The sequence below is a fragment of the Nevskia ramosa DSM 11499 genome, assembly GCF_000420645.1.
Classification (GTDB): Bacteria; Pseudomonadota; Gammaproteobacteria; order Nevskiales; family Nevskiaceae; genus Nevskia; species Nevskia ramosa.
Map to the genome: position 1 here is coordinate 185368 of NZ_ATVI01000008.1, position 25139 is coordinate 210506.

21 protein-coding genes and 1 tRNA gene are annotated in these 25139 nt (G+C 65.5%); 15 read left to right on the forward strand and 7 right to left on the reverse strand.

All coding sequences use genetic code 11. The features are described from left to right. The first annotated feature begins 24 nt into the window (after window positions 1-24). The gene (locus G513_RS23180) at window positions 25-816 is read left to right on the forward strand and encodes a PaaX family transcriptional regulator C-terminal domain-containing protein (protein ID WP_022977561.1); all 792 of its coding nucleotides are present in this window, start codon (window positions 25-27) and stop codon (window positions 814-816) included. Window positions 817-823: 7 nt separating this feature from the next. On the opposite strand, the gene G513_RS0114425 is transcribed toward G513_RS23180, so the two are convergent. The 4 genes from G513_RS0114425 to G513_RS0114440 form a co-directional block, all read right to left on the reverse strand. Beyond that, entirely contained in the window at window positions 824-3898 is a 3075-nt protein-coding gene (locus G513_RS0114425; protein WP_022977562.1) for an efflux RND transporter permease subunit, read from the reverse strand. Beyond that, window positions 3895-4971, reverse strand: coding sequence for an efflux RND transporter periplasmic adaptor subunit (locus G513_RS0114430; protein WP_022977563.1), 1077 nt, complete (start codon window positions 4969-4971; stop codon window positions 3895-3897). Before G513_RS0114430 ends, G513_RS0114425 begins: the two co-directional genes overlap by 4 nt. Then, window positions 4968-6314, reverse strand: coding sequence for a TolC family protein (locus G513_RS0114435; protein ID WP_022977564.1), 1347 nt, complete (start codon window positions 6312-6314; stop codon window positions 4968-4970). The genes G513_RS0114430 and G513_RS0114435 overlap by 4 nt, the downstream gene beginning before the upstream one ends. A 158-nt stretch (window positions 6315-6472) precedes the next feature. After that, window positions 6473-7111, reverse strand: a complete 639-nt coding sequence (locus G513_RS0114440; RefSeq protein ID WP_022977565.1) for a TetR/AcrR family transcriptional regulator — start codon at window positions 7109-7111, stop codon at window positions 6473-6475. Between the two features lie 285 nt (window positions 7112-7396). On the opposite strand from G513_RS0114440, the gene G513_RS0114450 reads away from it, so the two are divergent. From G513_RS0114450 to G513_RS0114485, 7 genes are all read left to right on the forward strand, one after another. After that, entirely contained in the window at window positions 7397-9892 is a 2496-nt protein-coding gene (locus G513_RS0114450) for a DUF1302 domain-containing protein (protein ID WP_022977567.1), read from the forward strand. 195 nt (window positions 9893-10087) lie between these two features. Beyond that, on the forward strand, window positions 10088-11326 hold the full coding sequence (locus tag G513_RS0114460) for an NAD(P)/FAD-dependent oxidoreductase (protein ID WP_022977569.1): 1239 nt from the start codon (window positions 10088-10090) through the stop codon (window positions 11324-11326). A gap of 200 nt (window positions 11327-11526) precedes the next feature. After that, complete coding sequence (locus G513_RS0114465) at window positions 11527-12489, forward strand: polyprenyl synthetase family protein (RefSeq protein ID WP_028475571.1); 963 nt, start codon at window positions 11527-11529, stop codon at window positions 12487-12489. 34 nt (window positions 12490-12523) lie between these two features. Further along, window positions 12524-12600, forward strand: a tRNA-Pro gene (locus G513_RS0114470). Between the two features lie 76 nt (window positions 12601-12676). Next, entirely contained in the window at window positions 12677-13465 is a 789-nt protein-coding gene (locus G513_RS0114475; protein ID WP_028475572.1) for an N-formylglutamate amidohydrolase, read from the forward strand. Window positions 13466-13528: 63 nt separating this feature from the next. Beyond that, window positions 13529-14398, forward strand: coding sequence for a transglutaminase-like domain-containing protein (locus G513_RS23185; RefSeq protein WP_022977572.1), 870 nt, complete (start codon window positions 13529-13531; stop codon window positions 14396-14398). 170 nt (window positions 14399-14568) lie between these two features. Then, a complete protein-coding gene (locus G513_RS0114485; protein ID WP_028475573.1) occupies window positions 14569-14958 on the forward strand; it encodes a VOC family protein in 390 nt (129 codons plus the stop codon). Between the two features lie 132 nt (window positions 14959-15090). On the opposite strand, the gene G513_RS0114490 is transcribed toward G513_RS0114485, so the two are convergent. Next, a complete protein-coding gene (locus G513_RS0114490) occupies window positions 15091-15429 on the reverse strand; it encodes a P-II family nitrogen regulator (RefSeq protein ID WP_022977574.1) in 339 nt (112 codons plus the stop codon). 197 nt (window positions 15430-15626) lie between these two features. Here G513_RS0114490 and G513_RS0114495 point away from each other — a divergent pair, with 197 nt between their 5' ends. Genes G513_RS0114495 through G513_RS25835 form a run of 3 tightly spaced genes read left to right on the forward strand, consistent with a single transcriptional unit; the run spans window position 15627 to window position 18424 of the window. Then, complete coding sequence (locus tag G513_RS0114495; protein WP_022977575.1) at window positions 15627-17165, forward strand: phytoene desaturase; 1539 nt, start codon at window positions 15627-15629, stop codon at window positions 17163-17165. Then, window positions 17152-18273, forward strand: a complete 1122-nt coding sequence (locus G513_RS23190; protein WP_022977576.1) for a phytoene/squalene synthase family protein — start codon at window positions 17152-17154, stop codon at window positions 18271-18273. The genes G513_RS0114495 and G513_RS23190 overlap by 14 nt, the downstream gene beginning before the upstream one ends. Before the next feature lie 7 nt (window positions 18274-18280). Then, window positions 18281-18424 carry a hypothetical protein gene (locus tag G513_RS25835; protein ID WP_022977577.1) on the forward strand — a complete coding sequence of 48 codons (144 nt, stop codon included), beginning with the start codon at window positions 18281-18283 and terminating at the stop codon, window positions 18422-18424. Between the two features lie 9 nt (window positions 18425-18433). Here G513_RS25835 and G513_RS23195 read toward each other — a convergent pair whose 3' ends face one another. Together G513_RS23195 and crtD are read right to left on the reverse strand one after the other, a co-directional pair. Further along, window positions 18434-19339 (reverse strand): carotenoid 1,2-hydratase, encoded by a 906-nt coding sequence (locus G513_RS23195; protein WP_033417843.1) that lies wholly within the window; start codon window positions 19337-19339, stop codon window positions 18434-18436. Beyond that, the gene (crtD, locus tag G513_RS23200; protein WP_022977579.1) at window positions 19267-20835 is read right to left on the reverse strand and encodes a 1-hydroxycarotenoid 3,4-desaturase CrtD; all 1569 of its coding nucleotides are present in this window, start codon (window positions 20833-20835) and stop codon (window positions 19267-19269) included. Before crtD ends, G513_RS23195 begins: the two co-directional genes overlap by 73 nt. 156 nt (window positions 20836-20991) lie before the next feature. On the opposite strand from crtD, the gene G513_RS0114520 reads away from it, so the two are divergent. The 4 genes from G513_RS0114520 to G513_RS0114535 all read left to right on the forward strand — a co-directional run bounded on the left by G513_RS0114520 (window position 20992) and on the right by G513_RS0114535 (window position 25134). Beyond that, window positions 20992-21861 (forward strand): polyprenyl synthetase family protein, encoded by an 870-nt coding sequence (locus G513_RS0114520; protein WP_022977580.1) that lies wholly within the window; start codon window positions 20992-20994, stop codon window positions 21859-21861. 26 nt (window positions 21862-21887) lie between these two features. Continuing rightward, entirely contained in the window at window positions 21888-23036 is a 1149-nt protein-coding gene (locus G513_RS0114525; protein ID WP_022977581.1) for a methyltransferase, read from the forward strand. Between the two features lie 143 nt (window positions 23037-23179). Continuing rightward, on the forward strand, window positions 23180-24121 hold the full coding sequence (gene bchC / locus G513_RS0114530) for a chlorophyll synthesis pathway protein BchC (RefSeq protein ID WP_028475574.1): 942 nt from the start codon (window positions 23180-23182) through the stop codon (window positions 24119-24121). After that, window positions 24118-25134, forward strand: a complete 1017-nt coding sequence (locus tag G513_RS0114535) for a chlorophyllide a reductase iron protein subunit X (RefSeq protein ID WP_022977583.1) — start codon at window positions 24118-24120, stop codon at window positions 25132-25134. The genes bchC and G513_RS0114535 overlap by 4 nt, the downstream gene beginning before the upstream one ends. Window positions 25135-25139: the final 5 nt, after the last annotated feature.

The following is a 25139-nucleotide window of genomic DNA, read 5'->3' on the forward strand; positions in this document are numbered from 1 at the left end:
CCACTGTCCGTCAGCCTTTCAGCGATGAAACTCAGCGCCAAGACCCTGATCCTCGACCTGCTGCTGGCGACCGAAGGCGAGCCGCTGTCGGCGCGCGAGGCGATCAGCTCCTGCGCGCTGTTCGGCATCCGCGAGAACAACGTCCGCGTCGTGCTGCTGCGGCTGTCGGCCGAGGGCCTGATCGAAGCGACCGATCGCGGCGTCTACCGGCTGTGCGGCGCGGCCCACGAACTGGCCGACGAAGTCGCCACCTGGCGCACTGCCGAAGCGCGCACCCGGTCGTGGAGCGGCGGCTGGCTGGTGGTGCACAGCGGCCCGCTGGCACGCAGCGATCGCGCACGGCTCAAGGCCAGGCAGCGGGCGCTGGACATGCTCGGCTTCCGCGAACTCGATCCCGGCCTGTGGCTGCGGCCGGACAACATCGAGAACGGCGTCGACGCCGTGCGTGCGCGGCTGGTGAAACTGGGCTTGGAAGCCAGCGCCGGCGTCTTCGTCGCCAGCCAGTTCGATGCCGCGCGCGAGAAGCGCATCGCCAGGCTCTGGGACGGCAAGGCGCTGAATGCGAGCTACGCGAAGCTGCGGCGCGAGCTGGAAAGCTGGATGCAGCGCGCGGCGAAACTCGAACCCGAAGTCGCCGCCCGGGAATCGCTGCTGATGGGCCGCAACGCGATCCGCCAGGTGGTGTTCGATCCGCTGCTGCCGGCGCCGATGGTCGACGTCGACGCGCGCCACGCCTTCGTCGAAACCGTGCGCGCCTACGACCGCGCCGGGCAGGCGATCTGGCGCCAAGTTCGTTGCCTGCCAGCACGCGCCTGAAGGGCGATCAGGCGCGTGCTGGCAGGCTCGCGGTTGCGGATTCTGTCGGCTCAATGACCGGTGGCAGCAGGCGATACATCACCGGCGTCACCAGACGGCCGATCAGGGTCGAGCTGACCAGGCCGCCGATGATCACCCAGGCCAGCGGCGAGTAAAGCCCCGAGCCCTGCAGCGCCAGCGGCAGCAGGCCGCCGATCGCGGTCAGCGAGGTCAGCAGGATCGGCAGGAAGCGCACTTCGCCGGCCTGTTCGATCGCGGCGTTCAGCGCCATGCCTTCGCGGCGCAGCTGGTTGGTGAAATCGACCAGCAGGATCGAGTTCTTGATCTCGATGCCGATCAGGGCGATGAAGCCGATGATCGCCGAGAAGCTCATCGAATAGCCGCTCAGGAACAGCGCGACGAGGCCGCCCATGACGCCAAGCGGAATCACCGTGGCGACGATCAGCGTCGATTTGAAGCTGCCGAACTCGAGCACCAGCACGGCGAGGATTCCGAACACGGTGATGGTGATCGCCGCACCGAAGCCGGCGAAGCTTTCGGCGCGGCTTTCGGCTTCGCCGGAGACGTCGTAGCGATAGCCGGCCGGCCAGCTGTAGGCGTCGAGCTTGGCGATCACTGCCCTGGTCAGCGCATCGGTGTTGTAGCCGGTGCCGGAGTAGGCCGACACCGTCACCGAGCGCGCGCGGTCGTAGCGTTCGATGCCGGCGGGTGATTCGACCAGCTTCAGTTCGGCAAGCTGCGCCAGCGGCACCTGCGTGCCGTTGACGGTGCCGACATGCAGGCCGTCGAGCGTGTCGAGCCGGCTGCGGCCCTGCATCGGCGCGCGCAGCACCACCGGATAGTTGTCGCCGCTATCGGTGCGGAAATCGCCAGCCGGCAGGCCCGCCACCGCGAGGCGCAGGCTTTGATCGAGATCGATGGGCCGTACGCCGAGCAGGCCGGCGCGCTGTGGGTCGACGGCCAGTTCCAGATCGAGCCGGGCGCGGCGCAGCGGATTGATCACGTCGCGAGTGCCGGGCACCGACGCGATGATGGCCTCGACTTCGCCAGCGAGATGACGCAGTTCGCTCAAGCCCGGGCCGACGATGCGGATCGCGATCGGGGCTGCGATCGGCGGGCCGTTCTCGAACTCCTTGAGCACGATTTCGGCGCCGGGAATCGCCGCGAACTGGGTGCGCAACCGGTCGTAGATCGCCGTGGTCCGGCGCTCGTCGTAGCGCGTCAGTTCGACGAACACTTCAGCGTAGTTCGCGGCCAGTTCCTTCTGGAACACGTTGTAGTAGATCTGCGGATTGCCGCGGCCGAGATTGGCCATGGTCTTGGCAACATCTGGCTCGGCGCGCAGTTCGGCTTCGACCTGCTTCAGCACCCGATCGCTGGCGTTCAGGCTGGCGCCGTCCGGCAAGGTGATCTTGACCAGGAACTGCGGCGTGCCGGCCTTCGGGAACAGCGAAAAGCCGATCGCCGGCACCAGCGCCAGACTGACGACGAACAGCAGACCGGCGGCCAGCGCCGTGCGTTTCGGCGCGGCAAGCGCGCGATGCAGCAGCGGCGCGTAGACCTTGCGGATCAGCTTCAGGGTGGCGCGCAGGAAGGCATTGCCATCCTCGTGCTGATGCACCGGCAGCAGCCGCGAAGCGAGGAACGGAATGATGGTCAGGCTGACCAGCAGCGAGGCCAGCACCGTGAACACCACGGCCACCGGCAGCGAGCGGATGAACTTGCCGGCGTTCTCCGGCAGCATCAGCAGCGGCAGGAAGGCGAACAGCAGAGTCGCGGTGCAGCCGATCACCGCCAGCGAAATCTGCTTGGTCGCCTGGATCGCGGCATCACGCCGCGAATAGCCCATGCGCAGAAAGCGGGCGATGTTCTCGGTGACCACGATCGAGTCGTCGACCAGCAAACCGAGCGCGACGACGAAGCCGGCGATCGACAGCTGATTGATCGAGAAGCCAGCGAACTGCAGCGCCGCAACGCCGGTGGCCAGCGACAGCGGAATCGAGATCATCACCACGCCGGCCGCGCGCAGGCCTAGCGGCAGCAAGGTGATCGCGACCAGGGCGATGGCCAAGGCGAAATCCAGCGTCAGCCGTGACAGCCGGCGGTCGACGTTCTTCGATTGATCGAAGGCACGTTCCAGCTTCACATCGGCCGGCAGGGTCGGAATGAACTCGGCGATCACCTGCTCGATCTTTTCCTGGGTGACGAAGATGTTCTGTGCATCCTTCTGGTTCGCGGTGACCCAGATCGCACGCTTGCCGTTGTAGCGCGCGGTGTATTCCAGCGATTCGTAGTCCCAGTCGACCTTGGCGACATCGCCGACGGTGATCAGCCGGCCCGGACTGCCGCCGATGACGGTGTTGCGCACTTCATCGAGCGAGCGATAGCTGCCGCTGGTCTGCAGGTTGAAGCGCCGCCCGGCCACTTCGACCGGCCCGCCGGGCAGGTTGGTGTTCTCGCCCGAGACCGCGTTGAGCACATCGGCGGCGCGCAGCTTCAGTTCGGCGAGGCGACGGAAGTCGAGCGCGACTCTCAGCTCGCGTTCGGGATACGCCCAGGTCTTCGCTTCGCGCACCGCGGCGACGGTTTCCAGCCGGTCTTCGAGCGCTTCGGCGAGGTCGGCCAGTCGGCCGTAGCTCGCGGTGTCGGAGACCAGCGCGATCTGCACGATGTTGACCAAGCCGGGATTGATCTTCTTGACCTCCAGCCGCGTCACGCCGGCCGGCAGCTTCGGCCGCAGGCTGGCGATTTCGCGCGTCACCTCGTCGTACTTCTTGGCGACATCGACGTCGCTCTGGAACTCGACCTGAACCACCGACAGCGAATCGTCGGCGCTGGCGAACAGATGCTTGACGTCATCGATCTCGTTCAGCGCGTCCTCGATCGGCTCGGTGACCTGGCGCTCCATTTCCAGCGGATCGGCGCCGGGATAGATGGCGACAACCGAGAACGCCGAGATCGGGAAGTACGGATCTTCGGTGCGCGGAATGCTGCGCAGGCTGCTGATGCCGAGCGCGGCCAGCAGGCCGAACATCACCAGGGTGAACGGGAAGTTCTTGACCGAGAACTCGGACAGGCTCATGGCGCAGCGATCTCATCCGCAACGACGCGCACGGTCTCGCCGTCACGCAGATAGGCCGCGCCTTCGGTGATCACCTGAGTGCCAGCCGGCAGGGCTTCGTCGAGCGCGACATCAGCACCGCTGACGAAAGCGACGCTGCGCTCGGCAGCTTTCACGGTCGACGTGGTCGGATCGAACAAATACAGCCGCGCTTTCGCCTGATCGCCCTCGACCAAGGCTTCGATCGGCAGATAGCTGCGGCTGCTCGCGGCGCTGCTCGCCGGCACGATGCGGGCGCGGCCGATCAGGCCGCTGAATGCCGGCAGTTCAGCGCCCGAGGTATCGACCGCCAGTTCGCAGCGATAGGTGCCGGTGCGCGGATCGCTGGCGCGGGCGATCTCCTGCACCTTGGCCGGGAAGCGGCGGCCGGGCAGGGCGTCGAAACTGACTTCGGCGCCATCACCGACTTTCACTCTCAGCGCATCGCGATCGGCCAGGCCGACTTCGAGCACGGTGCCGCTGCCACTGGCCGACAGCACCAGCACCGGCGCGCCGGGTTGCACCAGTTCGCGCGGTTCGGCGAGCCGGGCCAGTACGCGGCCGTCGCTGGGCGCGGTGATCTCGGCGTAGCGGCGGTTGAAGCTGGCGGCATCGAGCTGCGCTTTCGCGACGGTTTCGGCGGTGCCGAGATCGTCGAGCTGCTCGCGGGTCACGACATCGTCGGCAAACAGTTTCTCGCCGCGCACCCGGTCACGCCGGCTTTTGTCGAGTGCGGCGCGCGCCTGGGTCACCGACGAGTCGATCTCGGCGGCTTCGATGCGCGCCAGCCGCTGGCCGGCTTTCACCTGGTCGCCCTCGCGCACCTCGATCGCGGCAATGACGCCACCGACCTTGAAGCCGAGCCGCGCTTCGTCTCGGCTGGCGGCGAGGCCGGTCGCCAGCACCGGCGGTTCGGCCGGGCCTTCTCGGACTGTGGCGATCCGGACCGCACGTGGCAGCGTGGCGGCGGGCGCCTCCGCAGGTTTGCGACTGCAGCCGGCCAGCAGCAGGCTCGCGGCGATCGGCAGCAACAACAGATTTCGGCGAGCGATCACGGGGTTGCTCCGGAGGCGAGCGTGGCGGGCAGGGGATAGGCGGCGCGGCTGTATTCCTGCTCGGCGCGTGCGCTTTGCAGGCTGCTGCGGGCGATTGCGAGACCGAGGCGGGCTTCGGTCTGGGCGCGTTCGGCGTCGAGGAATTCGATCTGCGACAACTGGCCGGCGTCGCGCTTGCGTTCGGCGATGCGGAAGCCTTCCTCGGCGGCAGCGATGCGAGCCTCGGCGGTGCGCAACGCCTGTTCGGCGGTGAGCGCGCTGTCGTCGGCGGACAGCCTGGCGAGGACCAGCTGGCGGCGCACATCGTCACGTGTGGCCTGCAGTTGCGAGGTCTGCGCGCGGGCCTGCGATTCGGCGGCGCGGCGGGCGCCGAAATCGAACAAGGTCCAGTTCAGCACCAGCGACGCGGTGCTGACATCGGAATCGCGATTGACCGCGTAACCGGTGCCCTGGATGCCGCTGTCGGCGACCAGGGACAGGGTCGGCAGGAAGCCGCTGCCGGCGAGCTTGCGGGCGTGGTCGGCGGCGTCGATCTGGTGATCGAGGCGGCGCAGTTCCGGCCGCGTCGCTTCATCGCCGGCAACGCCGTTGACCGATAGCGCTGTACTCGAGACCTGCACGGCTTCGGCCTCATCGCGATTGCGCAGCAGGTTCAGGTAGCGGCGGGCAGCACGTTCATCGTTGCGGGCGGCGAGCAGACGCTGTTCGACGGCGAGCAGTTCGGCTTCGGCGCGCAGCGCGCGGTCGCGGGTCGCCTTGCCGGCGGCGATCAGCGAATCGGCGACCCGGCGGTTCTCGGCCAGCGTCGCCTGGCTGGCTTCGAGCACGCCGATGCCGGCCTGCAACTGAGCCAGCTGGTAATAGGCCTGCTTCAGATCGCGGACCAGGGTGCGGGCAAAGGCTTCGCGCGTCGCCAGGCTGCCTTCGAACTCGGCGGCGCGGATCTGCACCTGTTCGGCGAGTTGCGGTGCGTACAGCGGCGCGCTGAGCGTCAGCCGGGTGTCCTGCTCGTGCGGGCGCAGGAAGTTGATGTCGTTGTTGCCGATCTCCGGAAAGTTGGTCGCGTTCGGCGTGCCGGCAGTCAACTGATTCAGGGTGCGGTAGACCGGATTGACCAGATCGCCAGTCGGGATTCGGGTGACTCGTCCACCTTCGGCAACCGTGTAACGCGCGTTCAATGCCAGTTGCGGTGCGCGGCGCGCGCGGGCGGCGCTCAAGCCCTGGGCGGCGGCTTCGACGGCGAAAGCCTGGGCCTGCAGGGCCGAATTGCTGGCCAGCGCTTCGGCCAGATAGACGGCGAGATAGTCGCTCGAGCTGGCGGCGGAATCGGCTGCCGAGTTCATGTCGGAATGCGCGATTACCGGCGCTGCAAGGCCGATGAGCAGTGCTTGGATGGTCAGCCAGCACCGGCCGGAGAGCCGGCTTCGAACAGGACCGGGAACGGCATTTTTCTTGTATTTGCGTCCATTAATTAGACACATGTCAGTCTCCGGGCCCGAGATCATGCGGCGATCGAGCGTGTGGCCATGTCGATCGCATGATCGATGAAGGTGGTCAGCGGCACGCCTTCATGGGCAAAGATTTCGCCTTTGGTCATCGCCAGCTGAGCGACGCCGTGGCTGAAACCCCAGAGGGTCATCGCTACCATCAGCAATTCGCCGAGATCCTTGCGGACGCTGCCGTCGCGCTGGCCCGCCACCAGCGCGCTGATCGTTTCGGCATGGGCCAGACCACCGGCGCGCATGATCTGGTGGCACAGGCTGCGCTCGTCCTCAAGCTCGGTGTGCTGGGCTTCAGCGCTAGCCAATGCATTGAAATAGACAGGAAATTCCTGCACGAAACCGATGTACGCGCGGCCGATCGCCTTGATCTGGTCGACACCGCGAGCATGCCGGCCACGAGCTTCGGCGAAGCGCTGGCGAAGCAGGTCCAGACCCCTGAGGCAAAGTGCGAACTGCAGCTCGCGCTTGTCCTTGAAGTAGATGTAGAGCAGCGCTCGGGAGACCCGCGCGCCGCGGGCAATGTCATCCATCTTGGCGCCGTCGAAGCCCCGGGCCGCGAACACGGCTTCGGCGGCATCGAGGATGTCCTCGCGGCGGCGTTCCTTCTCTTCCAGACGGCGACTTTCGATTCCTTCCATGGTCGAAGGCTGCCGATAAATTAGACATGTGTCAAATAAATGGATGAATGCCCAAGAAAATAGAGCCAGAGTCCATGCAGCCGATGATCCTGCGGTCGGTTAGCCGAAAGTCTGGTTTTGCAGGCTTCCTTCGAAAAGCCATCCAAATCCAGTGAATGAACGTGTAGTTTCTAGTCCACGCGGCCAGAAAGGCGGCGATATCGATAAGGCGGCGGCGGGCCATGACCCGGATGCCGAACCGAGCAGCAGGGGCCTGTGGCGGCGGGATCAATGGGAGGGGTGCAGATGGCTTCGAGCAAGTTTGCGGCGTTGGCCGTGGCTGTTGCAGTGGGCGCGGCTTTGCCGATGTCGGCGACGGCGTCCGAGTTCGATTTCAACTTCGGCGAGCAGGATTTCAACGCGGTGCTGAACCAGACGCTGACCGCCGGCGTGGCGTTCCGAATCGAGGAGCGCGATTCGCGGCTGATCGGCAAGAGCAATATCGACCCGAACGTCTGCACCGGCGTCTACCAGCTCTGCCAGGGCTTGAACCGTACCCAGACCTATCCGGCCGAAAAGCTGCGCCGCTCGCCCGGTGCCGCCTCGATGAACTTCGATGATGGCGACCTCAATTTCGACCGGGGCGACATCACCCAGTCGCCGGTCGTATGGACTCACGATCTGAAGATCGAATCGGGCAAGTTCGGCTTCTTCTATCGCGGCCGCGCGATCTACGATCCGTCGCTGTACCACGGTCAGGTGCAGTACCGAAACCGGATCACCAGCGCCAACGTCAATTCGGTGGGCACCGCCGAGGCCGGCAACCGGACGTCGAACCGCTACTTCTCGCGCACTTACGGCCCGGGCGGTGCGTTCAGCGAGAACCGCAACGAGCAGGAGGCCCAGCAGATCGGCCTGCGCTACGACTTTCTCGATACCAATTTCTTCGGCTCGATCCCGATTCCGGGCGACCGCGAACTGCAGTTCCGCCTCGGCCGCCAGACCGTTCAGTGGGGCGAGTCGACGGTGGCGATCCTGAACTCGATCAATCAGGCGCAGCCGATCAACGCCAACAACTTCTTCCGCAGCGGCAACGGCCTGCTCGAGGATCTGTACATCCCGGTCAACATGTTCCGGATATCGACCAACATCGTCGATGGCCTCAGCGTCGAGGGCTATTACCAGTTCGAATCGCGGCACGTGGAGATCCCGACGCCGGGCACCTTCAATTCCTTCGTCGATCTCGGCACCACCAATCTGCGCAACTTCGTCAACGCCAGCTTCGGCTCGGCGGCCGACGATCCGGAAAGCCTGGCCGGCGGCATGCTCGACAATCCGCTGACCGCGGTCACGCCTACGGCGCTGATCATTCCGCGGCTGCCGGATCGCAAGGCTTCGGATCAGGGCCAGTACGGTTTCAAGCTCAGCTATTACGCCGATTGGCTGAACAACGGCACCGAGCTGAGTGGCTATTTCATGAACTACCACTCGCAGCTGCCGTACGTCAGCACCTATGCGACCAATGCCAGCTGCGCCCGCCGCGAAGGCAGCGCCATCGGCATCGATGCCCGCAACACCACCGAGTTCCTGCAGTCCTGCCCGAATCTTCCGATCGCCCTCGGCGGGCTTGCCGGCCAGGCCGCGCTGGGGCTGGATACGCTGAACCTGCTGGCGCAGAGCCCGCTGTCGGCACTCGATATCGGTACCGATCTCGGTGCCTTCGCGAACCTGCTGCTGCCGCGTCCGGGCATGCAGATTTCCGATGCCGTCGGCTTCGATACCGCTCGGGTGATGCTCGAGTATCCGGAAGACCGCAAGCTGTTCGGCTTCAGCTTCAACACCACGTACGGCGACTACTCGTACCAGGGTGAGATCGCCTACCGGCCGAATCTGCCGTTGCAGGTGGCGCTGGTCGATCTGGCGTTCGCGTCCTTCGGCCCTTCGCTGACCCGCTGCCACGACATCAACATCGGCTGCCAGGGCACCACCAACACGGTGGCGTTCACCGAGAACGGCGGCAACCAGTACAGCCTGTATCCGAGCAACAACTTCGTCGATGCCAACGGCAACAATCCCTATCCGGACAACCTGAGCCTGATCGTCGGCTCGGTGCCCGGTTCGGCGCGCTCGTTCCCGAACTTCATCACGCCGTATCGCGGCATCACGCTCGGCGAAAACGCACCGAACTCGTACATCCAGGGCTATATCCCCGGCAAGGTGCTGCAGTACACCTTCGGCGCCACCCGCGTGCTCAGCGGCACCGAGAACTGGATCGGTGCCGACCAGGTGATCCTGCTCTATGAAGTGGCGGCCACCCATGTGCTGAACCTGCCGAAGTTCAATCAGCTGCAGATCGAAGGCCCGGGCGCGGCTTACACCCATGCCTCGGCCGGTGCCGACGGCAGCGGTGCCGATGGTTCGCGGCTGGCCTGTTCGACCAACCCGAGCTGCTCGATCGGCCCGGACGGCCTGCGTTTCAATCCCTATCAGGCCAAGCGCAACCAGTTCGCCAATTCGTTCGCTGGCGGCTATCGCATGATTGGCCGCATCAGCTATGAATCGGTGCTGCCGGGCATCTCGATCCAGCCGCTGCTGATCTTCCAGCACGACATCTACAACAACTCGCCGGGGCCGGGCGCGAACTTCGTCGAAGGGCGTATCCAGTTGAACTCGCTGTTCGAGATCCGCTACGAGAAATCGACCTCGCTGACCGTCACCTACAACCTGTACACGCGCGGCGGAGCCAACAACCAGATCCGCGATCGCGACAACATCGGCTTCTTCCTGCGCTACCAGTTCTGAGCATCGAAGCCGTCATCGACGCCCGGCCGGATTGATTCGGCCGGGCGTTTTTTCGTGGGGCGGATTACGGCAGCGGCGGCCTGCTTCAGGATCGCGTCCAAAACCGACTACCATTCGGGCCGCACTTGAACCCGATCCGGAGTCCCCGATGACCTTCTGCCGAGCCGCCCGTCTTTCATCGCAGGACGCCCGCGCATGAGCACCACCGGAACCGTATTGATCGTCGGCGCTGGCCAGGCCGGCAGCGAACTCGCCGCCGAACTGCGCACCCAGGGTCATACCGGCCGCGTGGTGATGATCGGCGACGAAGCCGGCCTGCCGTACAAGCGCCCACCGCTGTCGAAAGGCTTTCTGACCGGCGCGATTCCCGCCGAGCAGTTGCTGATCCGCAACGCCGCCGTCTACGAAAAGAACAACATCGAATTCATCGGCGGCACCTCGGTGACCGCGATCGACCGCGCCGCCAAGACTGTGACCCTGTCAGACGGCCAGACGCTCGGCTACGACAAGCTGGCCCTGACCACCGGCGGCCGCGCCCGGCCGCTGCCGGTGATGGGTGCGGACATGGCCAATGTAATGTCGCTGCGCTCGCAGACGGATGCCGAAAAGATTCGCGAGCATCTGGTTGCCGGCCATCGCCTGGTGATCATCGGTGGCGGCTACATCGGCCTCGAGATCGCAGCGGTCGCGGTCAAGGCTGGCCTCGAGGTGACGGTGCTGGAATCGGCGCCGCGCGTGCTGGCCCGCGTCACCGCGCCGGAAATGTCGGCGTTCTACACCCGCGTTCATCGCGAAGCGGGCGTCGATATCCAGGTCGGCGTGCAGATCGCTGCACTCGAGAACGATGGCAAGAAGGTCAGCGCCGTGATCCTCGCCGATGGCAATCGGGTGGCGGCCGATGTGGTGATCGTCGGCATCGGTCTGATTCCGAACACCGAGCTGGCGACGGCAGCCGGGCTGGCGGTCGACAACGGTATCGTCGTCGACGAATACGGCCAGACTTCGGACCCGGACATCGTTGCCTCCGGCGACTGCGCGAACCGGCCGAGCCCGCTGCTCGGCGGCAGAGTGCGTCTGGAATCGGTGCCCAATGCGATGGATCAGGCCCGTCACGCGGCGCGGCTGCTGGTCGGTCAGCCCAAGGCTTACGACGAGCTGCCGTGGTTCTGGTCGGATCAGTACGAGCTGAAGCTGCAGATGTGCGGCCTGTCGAGCGGCTACGACCAGGTGGTGATCCGCGGTTCGACCGAAACCCGCGCGTTCTCGGCCTTTTATCTGAAGGACGGCCGGATCATCGCTGCCGATGCGGTCAGCCAGCTGAAGGATTTCGGCGTGATGAAGAAGCTGGTCGGTGCCCGTGCAACGGTGGCCGCCGAACGTCTGGCCGATACCACGCTGTTGCTGAAGGATCTGGCCGTCGAGGCGGGTCTCTGAGCCCTGGCTTCGGGCATGCCCCATGCCCCTGTCAGGCCGGATGTTAGAATTTCGGCATTCCTCTTGCGCAGGATGAACGGCCGCCCGCCGGGCACCGCCATCCTCAACCAGCTCTTCTCTTGACGATCACCTCCGTGGATTCCTCAGTCGCCGTCGCAGGCCTTCCCAAACTGCCTGTTGGCAACGGTCGATCTGCCGAACTGCTAGCCATCCTGTCGCCGATCGCCGATGACCTGAAGGCTATCGATGCGCTGATCCGCCTGCGGCTGTCGTCGGAAGTGCCGCTGATCAACGAGATCGGCGGCTACATCATCCAGGCCGGCGGTAAGCGGCTGCGGCCGGCGCTGCTGGTTTTGATGGCACGGGCGCTCGGCGCCAAGGGCGAACTGCCGCATCTGCTCGCGGTGGTCATCGAGTTCATCCACACCGCGACCTTGCTGCATGACGATGTCGTCGATCATTCCGATCGTCGCCGTGGCCGGCAGACCGCCAACGCCGTCTGGGGCAATGCCGGTGCCGTGCTGTCTGGTGATTTCCTGTATTCGCGCAGCTTCCAGCTGATGGTCGAAAGTCGGCGCATGGGCGTCATGCAGGTGATGGCCGACACCACCAATGCAATCGCCGAAGGCGAAGTGCTGCAGTTGATGAACTGCAACGACCCGGACATCACCGAAGCGCGCTATCTGCGGGTCATCGAGCTGAAGACCGCGCAGCTGTTCCGCGCGGCAGCCGCGCTGGGGGCCATTGGTGCCGATGCCAGCGAAGCCACGCAGGCCGCATTTGCCAACTTCGGCCATGACTTTGGCATGACTTATCAGCTGATCGATGACCTGCTCGATTACACCGCTGACCCCGAAGTCAGCGGCAAGAATCTGGGCACCGATCTGGCCGAAGGCAAGCCGACCTTGCCGCTGCTGGTGGCGATGCGCAACGGCTCCCCAGCCCAGACGGCGATGATTCGCGAGGCCATTGCCAACGGTCGCGTCGATCGCATCAAGGAGGTTCTGGAAACTGTTGAAGCGACTGGAGCGATCCCGTACACTCGCGCCCTCGCCGAGCGGTACAGCCATTCGGCGAGCACAACGCTACAGGGTTTGCCCGAAACCCCTTACAAGAAAGCGTTGCTGGAACTGGTCGATTTCTGCCTGCAACGGGAAAGCTAGTTCAAGCGGTAGCCGCGTACAGCGGAGCAGTTTGCGGGGCGTAGCTCAGCTTGGTAGAGCGCTTGCTTCGGGAGCAAGAGGTCGTAGGTTCGAATCCTGTCGCCCCGACCACTTTTGAATATCTGGAATCAGCAGACGCCTGATTCCTCAAGCTTGAATCCCACCGTCGTCATCCTCGGGTTCGGCCATCAACAACACTTCAAATCCGGTCACAAGCCAGCCTCTCATCGCTGCCGATGAGCCGGGGCCCGTCGACATCATTCGTGCCGACGGCAGTTCGCCGTTGTTCCTGATCTGCGATCACGCCAGTTGCGCCGTGCCGCGTTCGTTATCCGCGCTGGGATTGCCGGACGCTGAACGGCGTCGCCACATCGGCTGGGACATCGGCGCAGCGGAAGCGTCGAGGCTGTTGTCCGCGCATCTCGATGCGACCTTGGTGATGCAGAACTATTCGCGGCTGGTGATCGACTGCAACCGGCCGCCGCAGGTCGCCGACTCGATCGCGCAACGCAGTGATGGCACGGTAATTCCGGGCAATGTCTCGGTAAATTTTGCCGACGCCGAGCAGCGCCGTAATGCGATCTTCGAGCCCTATCACGCGGCGATCACTGCGCAGCTCGATGCCCGCGAGGCGCGCGGCCAGCGCAGCGTGCTGATCGCGGTGCACAGTTTCACGCCGGTTTGGCAGGGCAAGGCACGCCCGTGGCATGTCGGCGTGCTGTACCACCGTGATGCCCGGCTGGCCTTGGCGCTTGGCGCGGCACTGGAACGGGAGCCGGGCACGATAGTTGGCTACAACGAGCCGTATGACGTCAGCGACGAGACCGATTATTCGATCCCGGTGCATGGCGAAAAACGCGGTTTGCTTCATGTCGAGCTGGAAATCCGGCAGGACCTGATCGCCAACGAGGCGGGCCAGCAGTATTGGGCCGCCCTGCTGGCACGCTTGCTGCCCTCGCTTCTGACGTTCCCTTAGCGCGCCTCGCCGACTTTTCCGGAGGGGTGGCTAACCACCCCCGTATCAACCCTCGGAAACCCCATGCAGATCCGCTTCGGTTATGAAATCGTCTATCAGTGTCCGCAGCCGACACCGATGATTCTCACCCTGCACGCCCATTACTCGCGTGCCTCCGACCTGATCCGGCCGGATTTGCTGTGCATCGATCCGCCCGTGCCGATGACCATGTACCGGGACGGTTTCGGCAACTGGTGCAGCCGGATCGTCGCGCCCGCGGGCCGTATCCGCCTGACGGCCGATGGCCTGATCCGCGATCACGGCCGTACCGAGCCGGTGTTGCTGAACGCGCAGCAACATCCGGTCGAGCAGCTGCCGCAGGAGACGCTGGTGTTCCTGCTCGGCAGCCGCTATTGCGAAACCGATCTGCTGATGGGCGCGGCCTGGCAGTTGTTCGGCAACACGCCGCCGGGCTGGGCGCGCGTGCAGGCGGTCTGCGATTACGTGAACCAGCACATCGTCTTCGGCTACCAGTTCGCGCGGCCGACCAAGACTGCGTTCGAAGCCTTCAACGAACGCCAGGGTGTCTGCCGCGATTACGCGCACCTGGCGATCACCTTCTGCCGCTGCCTGAACATTCCCGCCCGCTACTGCACCGCCTATCTCGGTGACATCGGCGTGCCGCCAGTCGACGCGCCGATGGATTTCGCCGGTTCGATGGAAGTGTTCCTCGGCGGTGCCTGGCATCCCTTCGATCCGCGCAACAACCAGCCCCGCATCGGCCGCATCCTGATCGCACGCGGTCGCGACGCTGCGGACGTCGCCATCACCACCACCTACGGCCAGCACACGCTGGAGTCGTTCCGGGTCTGGACCGATGAGGTTCCGGCGACGGTGCCGGGCGTGCTGGGCGTGTCGGGCTCATCGTTCGCGACGATGTCCGGCAGCTTTTAGCCCGCAAGACAAACAGCTTGGTGTGTCAGTTGTGGCCGCCAAGCTGGCGCAATTCCGCACATCTTGTTGTTCGCTGATTGCTGCTCCAGAGTAGCTGCGGGTGACAGGCTTGAGCGACAACAAGACGCCTGCGCCATCGAGCACACGACAACCAATTGAGGAGAATGAACATGGGTATTTTCACGCATGTGGTAGTGGGTACGAGCAACGTCGAAGCCGGCCGCAAGTTCTATGACGCCGTCCTCGAGACGATGGGCCTGAAGCGGGTGATGAACTTCGACGCCGCGTCACTGTGGAGCACGGGTGCCGAAGGTTCGGACCTGTTCATGATCACCAAGCCAGGCAACGGCGCGCCGCCGACGTTCGCCAACGGCGGCACGATCAGCTTCAACGCACCGTCGCGCGCAGCCGTGCACAAGTTCCATGAAGTAGCGCTGGCGCAGGGCGGCAAGGACGAAGGCGCGCCCGGCCCGCGTTCGTTCACGCCGACTGCCTACGCTGCTTACGCCCGCGATCTGGATGGCAACAAGATCGCCTGCTACTGCTTCGCCCCGGCCTGAGACTGACCGGAAGCTGAGGGATCGGCGCAAGCCGCTCCTTCAGCCACAAAAAAGGCGGCGCTGCGAGGCGCCGCCTTTTTTGTTGTCCGCCGATCTGCCCATTGCTGCGGGCAGGCCGGAAAAGCGGATCAGTCAGACCGCGTCCGGCCCGGTTTCGCCAGTACGGATGCGCAGCACCTGTTCGAGTTCGGTGACGAAGATCTTGCCGTCGCCAATCTTGCCGGTGTGCGCGGCCTTGGTGATCGCATCGATCGTCGGTTCGACGAGTTCGTCACGCACCGCCACTTCCAGCTTCAGCTTGGGCAGGAAGTCGACCACGTACTCGGCGCCGCGATACAGCTCGGTATGGCCCTTCTGGCGGCCGAAGCCCTTGACCTCGGTGACGGTGATGCCGCTCACACCGATGTTCGCGAGCGCCTCGCGGACTTCGTCCAGCTTGAACGGCTTGATGATTCCAGTGATCAACTTCATGGCGGGCTAGGGGCTCAGGGTTCGTGCGCGGGATACCTGCACGGTAACGGTCTGAACCTGTTGGTTCAAGCTGCGCGCGCATTGCAATCGCATCGAGGTCTGCCGATCGGACTCCGGCGGGGCCGATCGATCGATTTTTGTTGTCCTCGTGGCCGACGATGATTGTCATCATTAGTTGACTTATGTACTGTCAATCAATGAATGCACCTCGCCATTTCCAGTTCTCGTCGGGCGTTGACGATCGCCCGCACGCCGTCGTCATCGGCAGCGGTTTTGGCGGGCTGGCCGCAGCGGTACGGCTCGGGGCGCGCGGCTATCGGGTGTCGGTGCTTGAAAAGCTCGATGCGCCCGGTGGCCGCGCCTATGTCTACCGGCAGGACGGCTACACCTTCGACGCCGGCCCGACGATCGTCACCGCGCCGTTCCTGTTCGAGGAACTGTGGGCCCTGTGCGGCAAGCAACTGGCCGATGACGTGGAACTGCGGCCGGTCGCGCCGTTCTATCGCATCCGTTTCGCCAACGGCGAAGTGTTCGACTACAGCGGTGATGCCGAAGCCATGCGCCGCGAGATCGCCCGCTTCTCGCCGGATGACGTCGCCGGCTACGAGCGCTACATGCAGATGAGCGAAGCGATCTTCAAGGTCGGCTTCGAGGAGCTCGGCCATGTGCCGTTCGATTCGATCCTCGACATGCTCAAGGTCGCGCCGGACCTGATGAAGCTGGCCAGCTACCGCACCGTCTACGGGCTGGTGTCGCAGTACATCCGGGACGAGCGCCTGCGCACGGTGCTGAGTTTTCATCCGCTGCTGGTCGGCGGCAATCCGTTCTCGACGACCTCGGTCTACTGCCTGATCTCGCATCTCGAACGCAAATGGGGTGTGCACTTCGCGATGGGTGGCACCGGCCGTCTGGTCACCGGCCTGGTCGGCCTGATCGAAGGGCAGGGCGGCGCGGTGAGCTGCAATCGCGAAGTCGCCGAGATCACGCTTAATGGCCGCCGCGCGACTGGCGTGCGGCTGGCGAGTGGCGAAACGATGGCCGCCGACATCGTCGTCTCCAACGCTGACGCCGCCTGGACTTACCGCAAGCTGCTGCCGACCACGGCGCGCAAGCGCTGGAGCGACGCCAAGCTCAAGCGGGCGCGCTATTCGATGGGCCTGTTCGTCTGGTACTTCGGCACCCGTCGTCAGTATCCTGAGGTCGAACACCACACGATCCTGCTCGGCCCGCGCTACAAGGAACTGCTGACCGACATCTTCGACCGCAAGATCCTCGCCGACGATTTCAGCCTCTACCTGCATCGGCCGACCGCGACCGATCCCTCGCTGGCACCGGCCGGCTGCGATGCCTTCTACGTGCTGTCGCCAGTGCCGCATCTGGCCAGCGGCACGAATTGGGCTCACGAAGCCGAGCGCTACCGGAAGTCGATCGAAAAGCTGCTGTCGGCGACCTTGCTGCCGGGGCTGGAAAACGAGATCGTGACCTCCCGGCTGCTGACGCCGCAGGACTTCCAGGATCGTCTGAACTCGGTCAATGGCGCGGCCTTCAGCCTGGAACCGATCCTCACCCAGAGCGCCTGGTTCCGGCCGCACAACCGCAGTGAGGATGTCGACAATCTTTATCTCGTCGGTGCCGGTACCCATCCAGGTGCTGGCTTGCCGGGCGTGCTGTCCTCGGCGCGCGTGCTCGATACCGTGGTCCCCAACGCGGAGACGTTTGCGCATGCCCACGCCTGAACCTCGCGACCTCGCCGCCGCCGATCTCGCCGCCTGCCGGCGCCTGCTGCGCGCCGGTTCGAAATCGTTCTACGCAGCGTCGCTGCTGTTGCCGAAAGCGGTACGCGATCCGGCTTGCGCGCTGTACGCGTTCTGTCGGCTGGCTGACGACGCGGTCGATGTCGACGGCGGCGGCCAGCATGCCGTCGTCCGGCTGCGCGAGCGGCTGGACCGCGTCTATGCCGGCGCGCCGCAGGCCATCGCTGCGGATCGTGCGCTGGCGCGGATCGTCGTCAGCCATGCGCTGCCGCGAACCTTGCTCGATGCGTTGATCGAAGGCTTCGAATGGGATTCCAGCGCTCGCCGCTACGAAAGCCTTGGCGAATTGCACGCCTATGCCGCGCGAGTGGCTGGCGCGGTCGGCGCGATGATGGCGTTGCTGATGGGCGTGCGCGCATCGGAAGCGATCGCCCGCGCCTGCGATCTCGGTGTGGCGATGCAGCTGACCAACATCGCCCGCGATGTCGGCGAGGACGCCCGCAACGGCCGGCTGTATCTGCCGCGAGTCTGGTTGCGTGAGGCGGGCATCGACGCCGATCTCTGGCTGACGGCGCCGGTGTTCGATGCGCGGCTGGCCTCGGTCATCGAACGCCTGCTGATCGAAGCGGACCGGCTCTATGCCCGCGTCGATTCCGGCATTGCCCAGCTACCGGCCGGCTGCCGGCCGGGGATCAACGCTGCACGCCTGCTGTATGCCGAGATCGGTCAGGAACTACGCCGCCGCGGTGGTGATTCAGTCAGCCAGCGCGCCGTGGTGCCGGGCAGCCGCAAGCTGGCGCTGCTGATGCAGGCCTATGCCGGGCCGCTCGATGTGCGTGCCGGTGCCGCCGAGCCGGCGATTCCCGAAACCTGTTTCCTGATCGATGCCGTTGCGGCCGCCGCGCTGCCAAGTGCGCGGGCCGATGAGATTCAGGCTCTGCCTTGGTGGCGCTTCCGCGCCCGGGCCTTGTGGGTGCTGGATCTGTTCGAGCGCCTGGAACGTCAGGAGCGGCAATCGCAGGCGCTGCGGCATCGGGCAAGCCCATCGTGGACTGAAACCGAATTGCTGCTGAGTCGCGGCGAGGCCTGAGCGGCCGATGAAGATCGACTGGCTCGCGGTGCTCGATCTGGGGCTCGCGTTCGGCGCGATCCTGGCGTTTCTGATCTGGGAGCTGTGGTCGCTGCGCCGGGCGCAGCGACGCGGTCGTGAAGCGGAACGGCAGCGCGATCAGCCGCGCTGAAATCCGGCTTCAGCGCCTGGCGCGCGGCATCCTGAACGGCAGCATCCACTGCACCACCGGCTGCCTGAAGCGATCGAGATCCAGGCTTTCATGGACGCCCGTGGTCCGCTCGCCGCAGAGTGTCGTCGACAACAGCGAGCGCGCGTAGAACGGCGTGTCTTCGAGCGTCTGCACGATCGCGGCAGCGCCGCCTTCGCCGCGCGACGCGCGATCGATCCGCCAGCCGGTTTTCGGCAGCACCACGGCAGGCGGCGGCTCGAAGCGCGAAACCTCGCCGTGGCCATCGAAGCGCAGCGCCAGGTTCAGCGCCGAGCCATCGCGACGGGCGACGTCGTAAAGCACGGCCGAGCCATCGCGCAGCGGGTTGCGCGACCAGTGCCAGGAACGGAAAGCATCTTCGATCGGCGTGTCGCCGGCATTGCCATCGAGATAGGCCTCGCCGGACCAGGACAGCTTCGGCGAGTCGAGCTCGACCTCGATGCGGGCGCTGGGCGCGATCGGTGTCCAGACGTGGTGGCCGCTGGCAGCGAGGGTTTCGACATGCCCGCTCAAGGCGCGCGGATGCAGCCGTAGGCGTCCGCGAATCCGCGATGGCCAGGGCACGGTACGTTCGTCGAGATCGATGACCAGGCTCTGGCCGTTCCAGCGCAGTTCGCTACGGCCGATCGCCAGCACGTCCGGCGCGCGCAGCACGCTGCCGCGGCGGCGCTCGGTCATTGCCCAGCGGTGGCTGCTCTTGCCGTACAGCGCGAGGTTGATGGCGCTGTGGTCGAGCGGTTCGCTGCTGCCGTGCTTGCGTGCTCGCTTGTAATAGGGCGAGAAGACGCTGCCGATGAAGGCGATCAGGGTGAGGGCGTGTTCGCCGTCGTCGCTGAGTCCATCGAGATACCACCAGCGATAGCCCCCGGAAACCACGGCTGCGTCGAAGCGAAGTCCGCCAGCAGGCTGGCTGCCGCGAGCCGCCCGGAAATCGCCGCCATCGGCACGCCCGGCCCCGGATGCGTGCTGCCCCCGGCCAGATACAGCCCCGGCATCCGGCTGCGCGAACCCGGCCGCTGGAACGAGGCCATCCAGCCGTGCGAAGCCGGGCCGTACAGCGCCCCGCCAGTTCCCGGAAACAGGCGATGAAAGTCCTCCGGCGTGGTCAGCACGGTCTGTTCCGGCTGCTGCTGCAGGCTCAGGCCGCAGCGTTCCAGCCGCTTGAAGGTCGCACTTGTGCATGAGGCGATATCCGAGGCATCGAATGGGGAGCGGTCGCCGGTGGCGGGCGCATTGATCAGGCACAACAGACGCTCGCGATCCGGCGCCTGTTCGTCGAAGCCATCGCCGCGATCCTGGGCGCAGACGTAGACGGTGGGTTCGCGCGGTAGCCGCGCGCGGCGCAGATCGTCGAACTCGGCGCGGTAGTCGCCGGAAAAGAACACGTTGTGGCGCGACAGCGGAAAGCCGGAACTGCGCGCCAGCATCGACCAGGTGACCGCCGACAGCGACCGCGCCGCCGGCTTCAGCGGCCGTACCGCATGGCGGGCCCGCTCGCCGAACAGACCGGCAGCGACGGCCGAAGGATCGGCATTGGCGATCACCGCATCGGCGTACAGGCATTCGCCGCTGGCGAGCCGCAGGCCGGTGGCGCGCTGACCGTCGTCGAGGATTTCGCCGACTTCGCAATCCTGGCGGATCTGCACGCCGAGGCCGGTCGCCGCGGCGGCCATCGCCTGCGCCAGGCGATGCATGCCGCCGCGCACTCGCCAGACGCCGTCCTGCTCGACATGCGCGACCAGCATCAAGGTCGCTGGCGAGCGGAACGGCGAAGAGCCGCAGTAGGTCGCGTAGCGACCGAACAGCTGGCGCAGACGGGGATCATGGAAGTGATCGCCGAGCGCACGCCATAGCGTGGTGAATGGCGCGATCTGCCAAAGCTCGCGCAGACGATGCAGGCCGACTGCGCGGCTCAAGGCCATCGGGCCGCTGCAGGCGTTGCGGATGAACGGACCTTCCAGCGTGCGGTAGATCGCCCGGGCGCGCTCGCTGAACGCGATGAAGCGCTGCGCTTCGGCGGCGCCGGCGAAGTCGCCGATCGCATCGGCGGAACGGCCGAGGTTGGCGTGCAGATCCAGCCGCGCGCTTTCGTCCCAGGCGTGGCGGGCGAGGACGCTGGCGGCATCGAGTGGCACGGCGGCGGCGAAGTCCAGTCCGGCGGATGCAAACAGTGCGTCGAATACCCAGCGCATGGTCAGCACGGTAGGGCCGGAGTCGATCTGCTGACCCTCTATGGCGACCGTCCGCATCTTGCCGCCGACGGTCGAGGCCCGTTCGAGCACGGTCACCGAGCAACCCTGCGCTGCCAGATCGATCGCCGCCGACAGGCCGCCGATGCCGGCTCCGACGATCAGCACGCTGCGCTTTCGCATTGCTCGCCTTCCTCCTGCATCGCCGCTTCTCGTCACGTTGACGCGACTGGGTGCGATGTCTATATTAAATTACATTAAAAACGTAAACATTGATTTACACATCATGGCCGCCCGGCGAACGCTGGACTGGCCTGCAGCAGCGACGGGAGAGGCGACATGGCGAACGTGACGCGCATCGAGCAGGCCCTGATCTCCGCATTGGCACCCGGCGAAGCGGCCGGTTGCCCGCCCAAGCTCGCTGCGGCGCTGCGTTATGCCGTGTTTCCTGGTGGCGCGCGGATACGCCCGCGACTCTGCCTGGCCGTGGCGATGGCTAATGGCGATCCGGACCCGGCAGCGACCGATGCGGCCGCGGCGGCGATCGAACTGCTGCATTGCGCCTCGCTGGTTCATGACGATCTGCCCTGTTTCGACAACGCCGAGCTGCGTCGCGGCAAAGCTTCGGTGCATCGCGCCTATGGCGAACGGCTGGCAGTGCTGGCCGGCGATGGCCTGATCGTCGTCGCCTTCCAGTCGCTGGCGGCGGCGCTCGCCCACGATGCGCAGCGCCTGGCTGCGTTGGTGCCGATCATCAGCCGAGCGATCAGCGCGCCGACCGGCATCGTCGCCGGCCAGGCCTGGGAGTGCGAGCCGCTGGCCTCGCTGTCCGACTACCAGCAGGCCAAGACCGGCGCGCTGTTCGCCGGCGCGACGATGGCGGGTGCCGCCGCCGCTGGTGTTGCTGATCCCACGCTCTGGCGCGCGCTTGGCGAGCGTCTGGGCGAAGCGTTTCAAGTGGCCGATGACATTCTCGATGTCGCCGGCAATGCGGAAAAGATCGGCAAGCCGACCGGGCAGGACGCCACCCTCGGCCGGCCGAATGCGGTGCGTGAACTCGGCCATGCTGGCGCGCTGGCCCGGCTCGAATCACTGGTCGACGGCGCCATCGCCGCGATTCCGGATTGCATCGGCGCCCATGCCTTGCGAGTGGCGATGCGGCTGGAGATGCAGAACCTGCTGCCGGTCGAACTCCGCCACGCGGCCTGAGTTCGCGACCGATACCGCCATCTGTCATGGCCACGCTCGGCGCTGCGCCGCCGGAAGCCTCCTGGCTCGATCGCTTCGATGCGGCCTGCAATGCCGCGATCGCCAGCCCGGCGTTCCGGCGTTTTGCCGCGAACTTTCCGCTGACTCGGCCGATCGCTCGTCGCCGTGCGCGCGCCGTGTTCGATCTGGTGTCCGGCTTCGTCTATTCCCAGGTGCTGCTCGCCTGTGTACGGCTGCGCTTGCTGGAAATGCTGGCGGAAGGGCCGGCGACGGTGGACCAGCTTGCGGCCCGCTGCGGCTTGCCGATCGATGGCCTGCAACGCCTGGTCGACGCCGCCGTCGCGCTGAAGCTGGCGGCGCGCAATCGCGATGGCCGGATCCGGCTCGGCTCGCTCGGTGCGCCGATCGCCGGCGATGCCGGCATCAGTGCGCTGGTCGAGCATCACTCGCTGTTCTATGCCGATCTCGGCGATCCGGTGGCGCTGCTGCGCGATGGTGCCCGTGAAGACGGTGAGCTGGCGCGCTACTGGCCGTATTGCGCCAATCGCAGTGGCGAAGGTTTTGCGCCGGAGCGGGTCGCCGCTTACAGCCGGCTGATGTCGGCCTCGCAAACATTGATCGCCGATGTCGTGCTGCAGGCTTATCCGATGCACCGCCATCGTCGTGTGCTCGATGTCGGCGGTGGCGAAGGCAAGTTTCTGAGCGCCGTCGCCGCTCGCTGGCCGCAGCTCGGCCTGTTCCTGTTCGATCTGCCGCCGGTGGCCGAACGGGCGCGGGCGAGCTTCGCGGCGCAAGGGCTGGCGACTCGCACGCAGGCGATCGGCGGCAGCTTTCTCAGCGATCCGCTGCCGCTCGGCGCCGATCTGCTGACCCTGGTCCGCGTGCTTCATGACCACGACGATGCTTCGGTGATGCAGCTGCTGCGTGCGGCGCACGCGGCTTTGCCGAGCGACGGCCGGGTGCTGATCGCCGAGCCGATGTCGGACACGCCGAGTGCCGAAACCGTCGGCGACGCCTATTTCGGTTTCTACCTGCTGGCGATGGGCCGCGGACGGCCGCGCAGCCCGGCGCGGATCGGCGAAATGCTGATCGACGCAGGTTTCGTGAAGCCTCGGCTGATCCCGACCTCGATGCCGCTGCAGACCTCGGTGATGGTCGCGCAGGTCAGCGGATGAGGGCTGTCCACTGGTCCTGACAAATAATCGGGTGAAAGCGTAAATTTATCTTGACAGTATTAATAGTCTGACTAAACTGACACTCACAGGAAAAGTCCGATCAACGGACTGAACCGCAGGCTGTGCGAACCGGGGGATCGGATATCAACACCATCGCCGTCGTCTTTGAACAACCGGAACGCCTGGCGCTGACGCGCCTGGAGCTGGAGCCGGCTGGCAACGACGATGTGGTGGTCGATATCTGCTGGAGCGGTATCTCCACCGGCACCGAACGCCTGCTCTGGACCGGCCGCATGCCGATGTTTCCGGGCATGGGTTATCCGCTGGTGCCGGGTTACGAATCGGTCGGCCGCATCCGGGAAGCGGGTTCCAGCTCCGGCAGCAAGGTCGGCGATCTGGTCTTCGTGCCGGGCGCCCGCTGCTTCGGTCACGTTCACGGTCTGTTCGGCGGCGCGGCGGCCACGGTGGTGGTACCGGGCGCCAAGGCGATGCCGGTCGACGAACGTCTTGGTGAACAGGCCACCTTGCTGGCGCTCGCCGCCACTGCTTATCACGCGCTGGCCGGTGCCGACGCTTCATTGCCTGATCTGATCGTCGGCCACGGCGTGCTGGGCCGTCTGCTGGCTCGCCTGACGGTGGCGCTGGGCGGCACTGCGCCGACCGTCTGGGAAAGCAATCCCGATCGCGCCAGCGGCGCCATCGCTTATCCGGTGGTCGATCCGGCTGCCGACACACGCCGCGACTATCGAACCATCGTCGATGTCAGCGGTGACTCCGCGCTGCTCGACACCCTGGTCACGCGTCTCGCCCCTGGCGGCGAAATCGTGCTGGCCGGTTTCTACAGCGAGCGTCTGTCGTTCGCGTTTCCACCGGCGTTCATGCGTGAAGCGCGGCTGCGCATCGCAGCGCAATGGCAGCCGCAGGATCTGCTCGCCGTGAAGCACCTGGCCGAGTCCGGTGCGCTGTCGCTCGACGGCCTGATCACTCATCGCCAGCCGGTAGCGGCTGCCGACGCTGCCTACCGCACGGCATTTGGCGATCCCGCCTGCCTGAAGATGATTCTCGACTGGAGCAAGCCCCAATGAGCGCACCCGACGATGGCGTGAGCGCCATTCCGTTGAGCCAGTTGACTGAGTACCTGCGCATGGAAGCCGCGCAAGAACCGGACGCTATTGCCACCGGTCCGGTGACCAAGGAAACGCAGATCATCGCGATCTACGGCAAGGGCGGCATCGGCAAGAGTTTCACGCTCGCCAATCTCAGCTACATGATGGCGCAGCAGGGCAAGAAGGTACTGCTGATCGGCTGCGATCCGAAGTCCGACACCACCTCGCTGCTATTCGGCGGCAGAGCCTGCCCGACGATCATCGAGACCAGTTCGAAGAAGAAGCTGGCTGGTGAAGAAGTGAAGATCGGCGATGTCTGCTTCAAGCGCGATGGTGTGTTCGCGATGGAGCTCGGCGGCCCGGAAGTCGGCCGCGGCTGCGGCGGACGCGGCATCATCCACGGCTTTGAAACACTCGAAAAGCTCGGCTTTCACGAGTGGGGCTTCGATTACGTACTGCTCGATTTCCTCGGTGACGTGGTCTGCGGCGGTTTCGGCCTGCCGATCGCCCGCGACATGTGCCAGAAGGTCATCGTCGTCGGCTCCAACGATCTGCAGAGCCTGTACGTCGCCAACAACGTCTGCTCGGCGGTCGAATACTTCCGCAAGCTCGGCGGCAACGTCGGCGTCGCCGGCATGGTCATCAATCGCGATGACGGCACTGGTGAAGCAGCGAGCTTCGCGCAGCATGTCGGCATTCCGGTGCTGGCGACGATTCCTGCCAACGACGACATCCGCCGCAAGAGCGCGAACTACGAGATCGTCGGCCGGCCGGGTTCGCAATGGGGACCGTTGTTCGCCGAGTTGGCCGAGAACGTCCACAACAGCGTCCCGATGCGGCCGACACCGTTGAGCCAGGACGGCCTGCTTGGCCTGTTCTCGGCGCATTCCACCGGCCGCGATTACGTGCTGACGCCGGCCACCGAATTCGACATGTGCGGCAAGACCGAGATCGTCAAGACCTCGCTCGAAGTCGTTTACGACAACGTCTGAGCCAG

Bases quoted from the DNA above. Each gene is read 5' to 3' on its own strand.
- G513_RS23180 (WP_022977561.1), top strand. From the start codon at position 25: ATGAAACTCAGCGCCAAGACCCTGATCCTCGACCTGCTGCTGGCGACC.
- G513_RS0114425 (WP_022977562.1), bottom strand. From the start codon at position 3,898: ATGAGCCTGTCCGAGTTCTCGGTCAAGAACTTCCCGTTCACCCTGGTG.
- G513_RS0114435 (WP_022977564.1), bottom strand. From the start codon at position 6,314: ATGAACTCGGCAGCCGATTCCGCCGCCAGCTCGAGCGACTATCTCGCC.
- G513_RS0114440 (WP_022977565.1), bottom strand. From the start codon at position 7,111: ATGGAAGGAATCGAAAGTCGCCGTCTGGAAGAGAAGGAACGCCGCCGC.
- G513_RS0114450 (WP_022977567.1), top strand. From the start codon at position 7,397: ATGGCTTCGAGCAAGTTTGCGGCGTTGGCCGTGGCTGTTGCAGTGGGC.
- G513_RS0114460 (WP_022977569.1), top strand. From the start codon at position 10,088: ATGAGCACCACCGGAACCGTATTGATCGTCGGCGCTGGCCAGGCCGGC.
- G513_RS23185 (WP_022977572.1), top strand. From the start codon at position 13,529: ATGCAGATCCGCTTCGGTTATGAAATCGTCTATCAGTGTCCGCAGCCG.
- G513_RS0114485 (WP_028475573.1), top strand. From the start codon at position 14,569: ATGGGTATTTTCACGCATGTGGTAGTGGGTACGAGCAACGTCGAAGCC.
- G513_RS0114490 (WP_022977574.1), bottom strand. From the start codon at position 15,429: ATGAAGTTGATCACTGGAATCATCAAGCCGTTCAAGCTGGACGAAGTC.
- G513_RS0114495 (WP_022977575.1), top strand. From the start codon at position 15,627: ATGAATGCACCTCGCCATTTCCAGTTCTCGTCGGGCGTTGACGATCGC.
- G513_RS23190 (WP_022977576.1), top strand. From the start codon at position 17,152: ATGCCCACGCCTGAACCTCGCGACCTCGCCGCCGCCGATCTCGCCGCC.
- G513_RS25835 (WP_022977577.1), top strand. From the start codon at position 18,281: ATGAAGATCGACTGGCTCGCGGTGCTCGATCTGGGGCTCGCGTTCGGC.
- crtD (WP_022977579.1), bottom strand. From the start codon at position 20,835: ATGCGAAAGCGCAGCGTGCTGATCGTCGGAGCCGGCATCGGCGGCCTG.
- G513_RS0114520 (WP_022977580.1), top strand. From the start codon at position 20,992: ATGGCGAACGTGACGCGCATCGAGCAGGCCCTGATCTCCGCATTGGCA.
- G513_RS0114525 (WP_022977581.1), top strand. From the start codon at position 21,888: ATGGCCACGCTCGGCGCTGCGCCGCCGGAAGCCTCCTGGCTCGATCGC.
- G513_RS0114535 (WP_022977583.1), top strand. From the start codon at position 24,118: ATGAGCGCACCCGACGATGGCGTGAGCGCCATTCCGTTGAGCCAGTTG.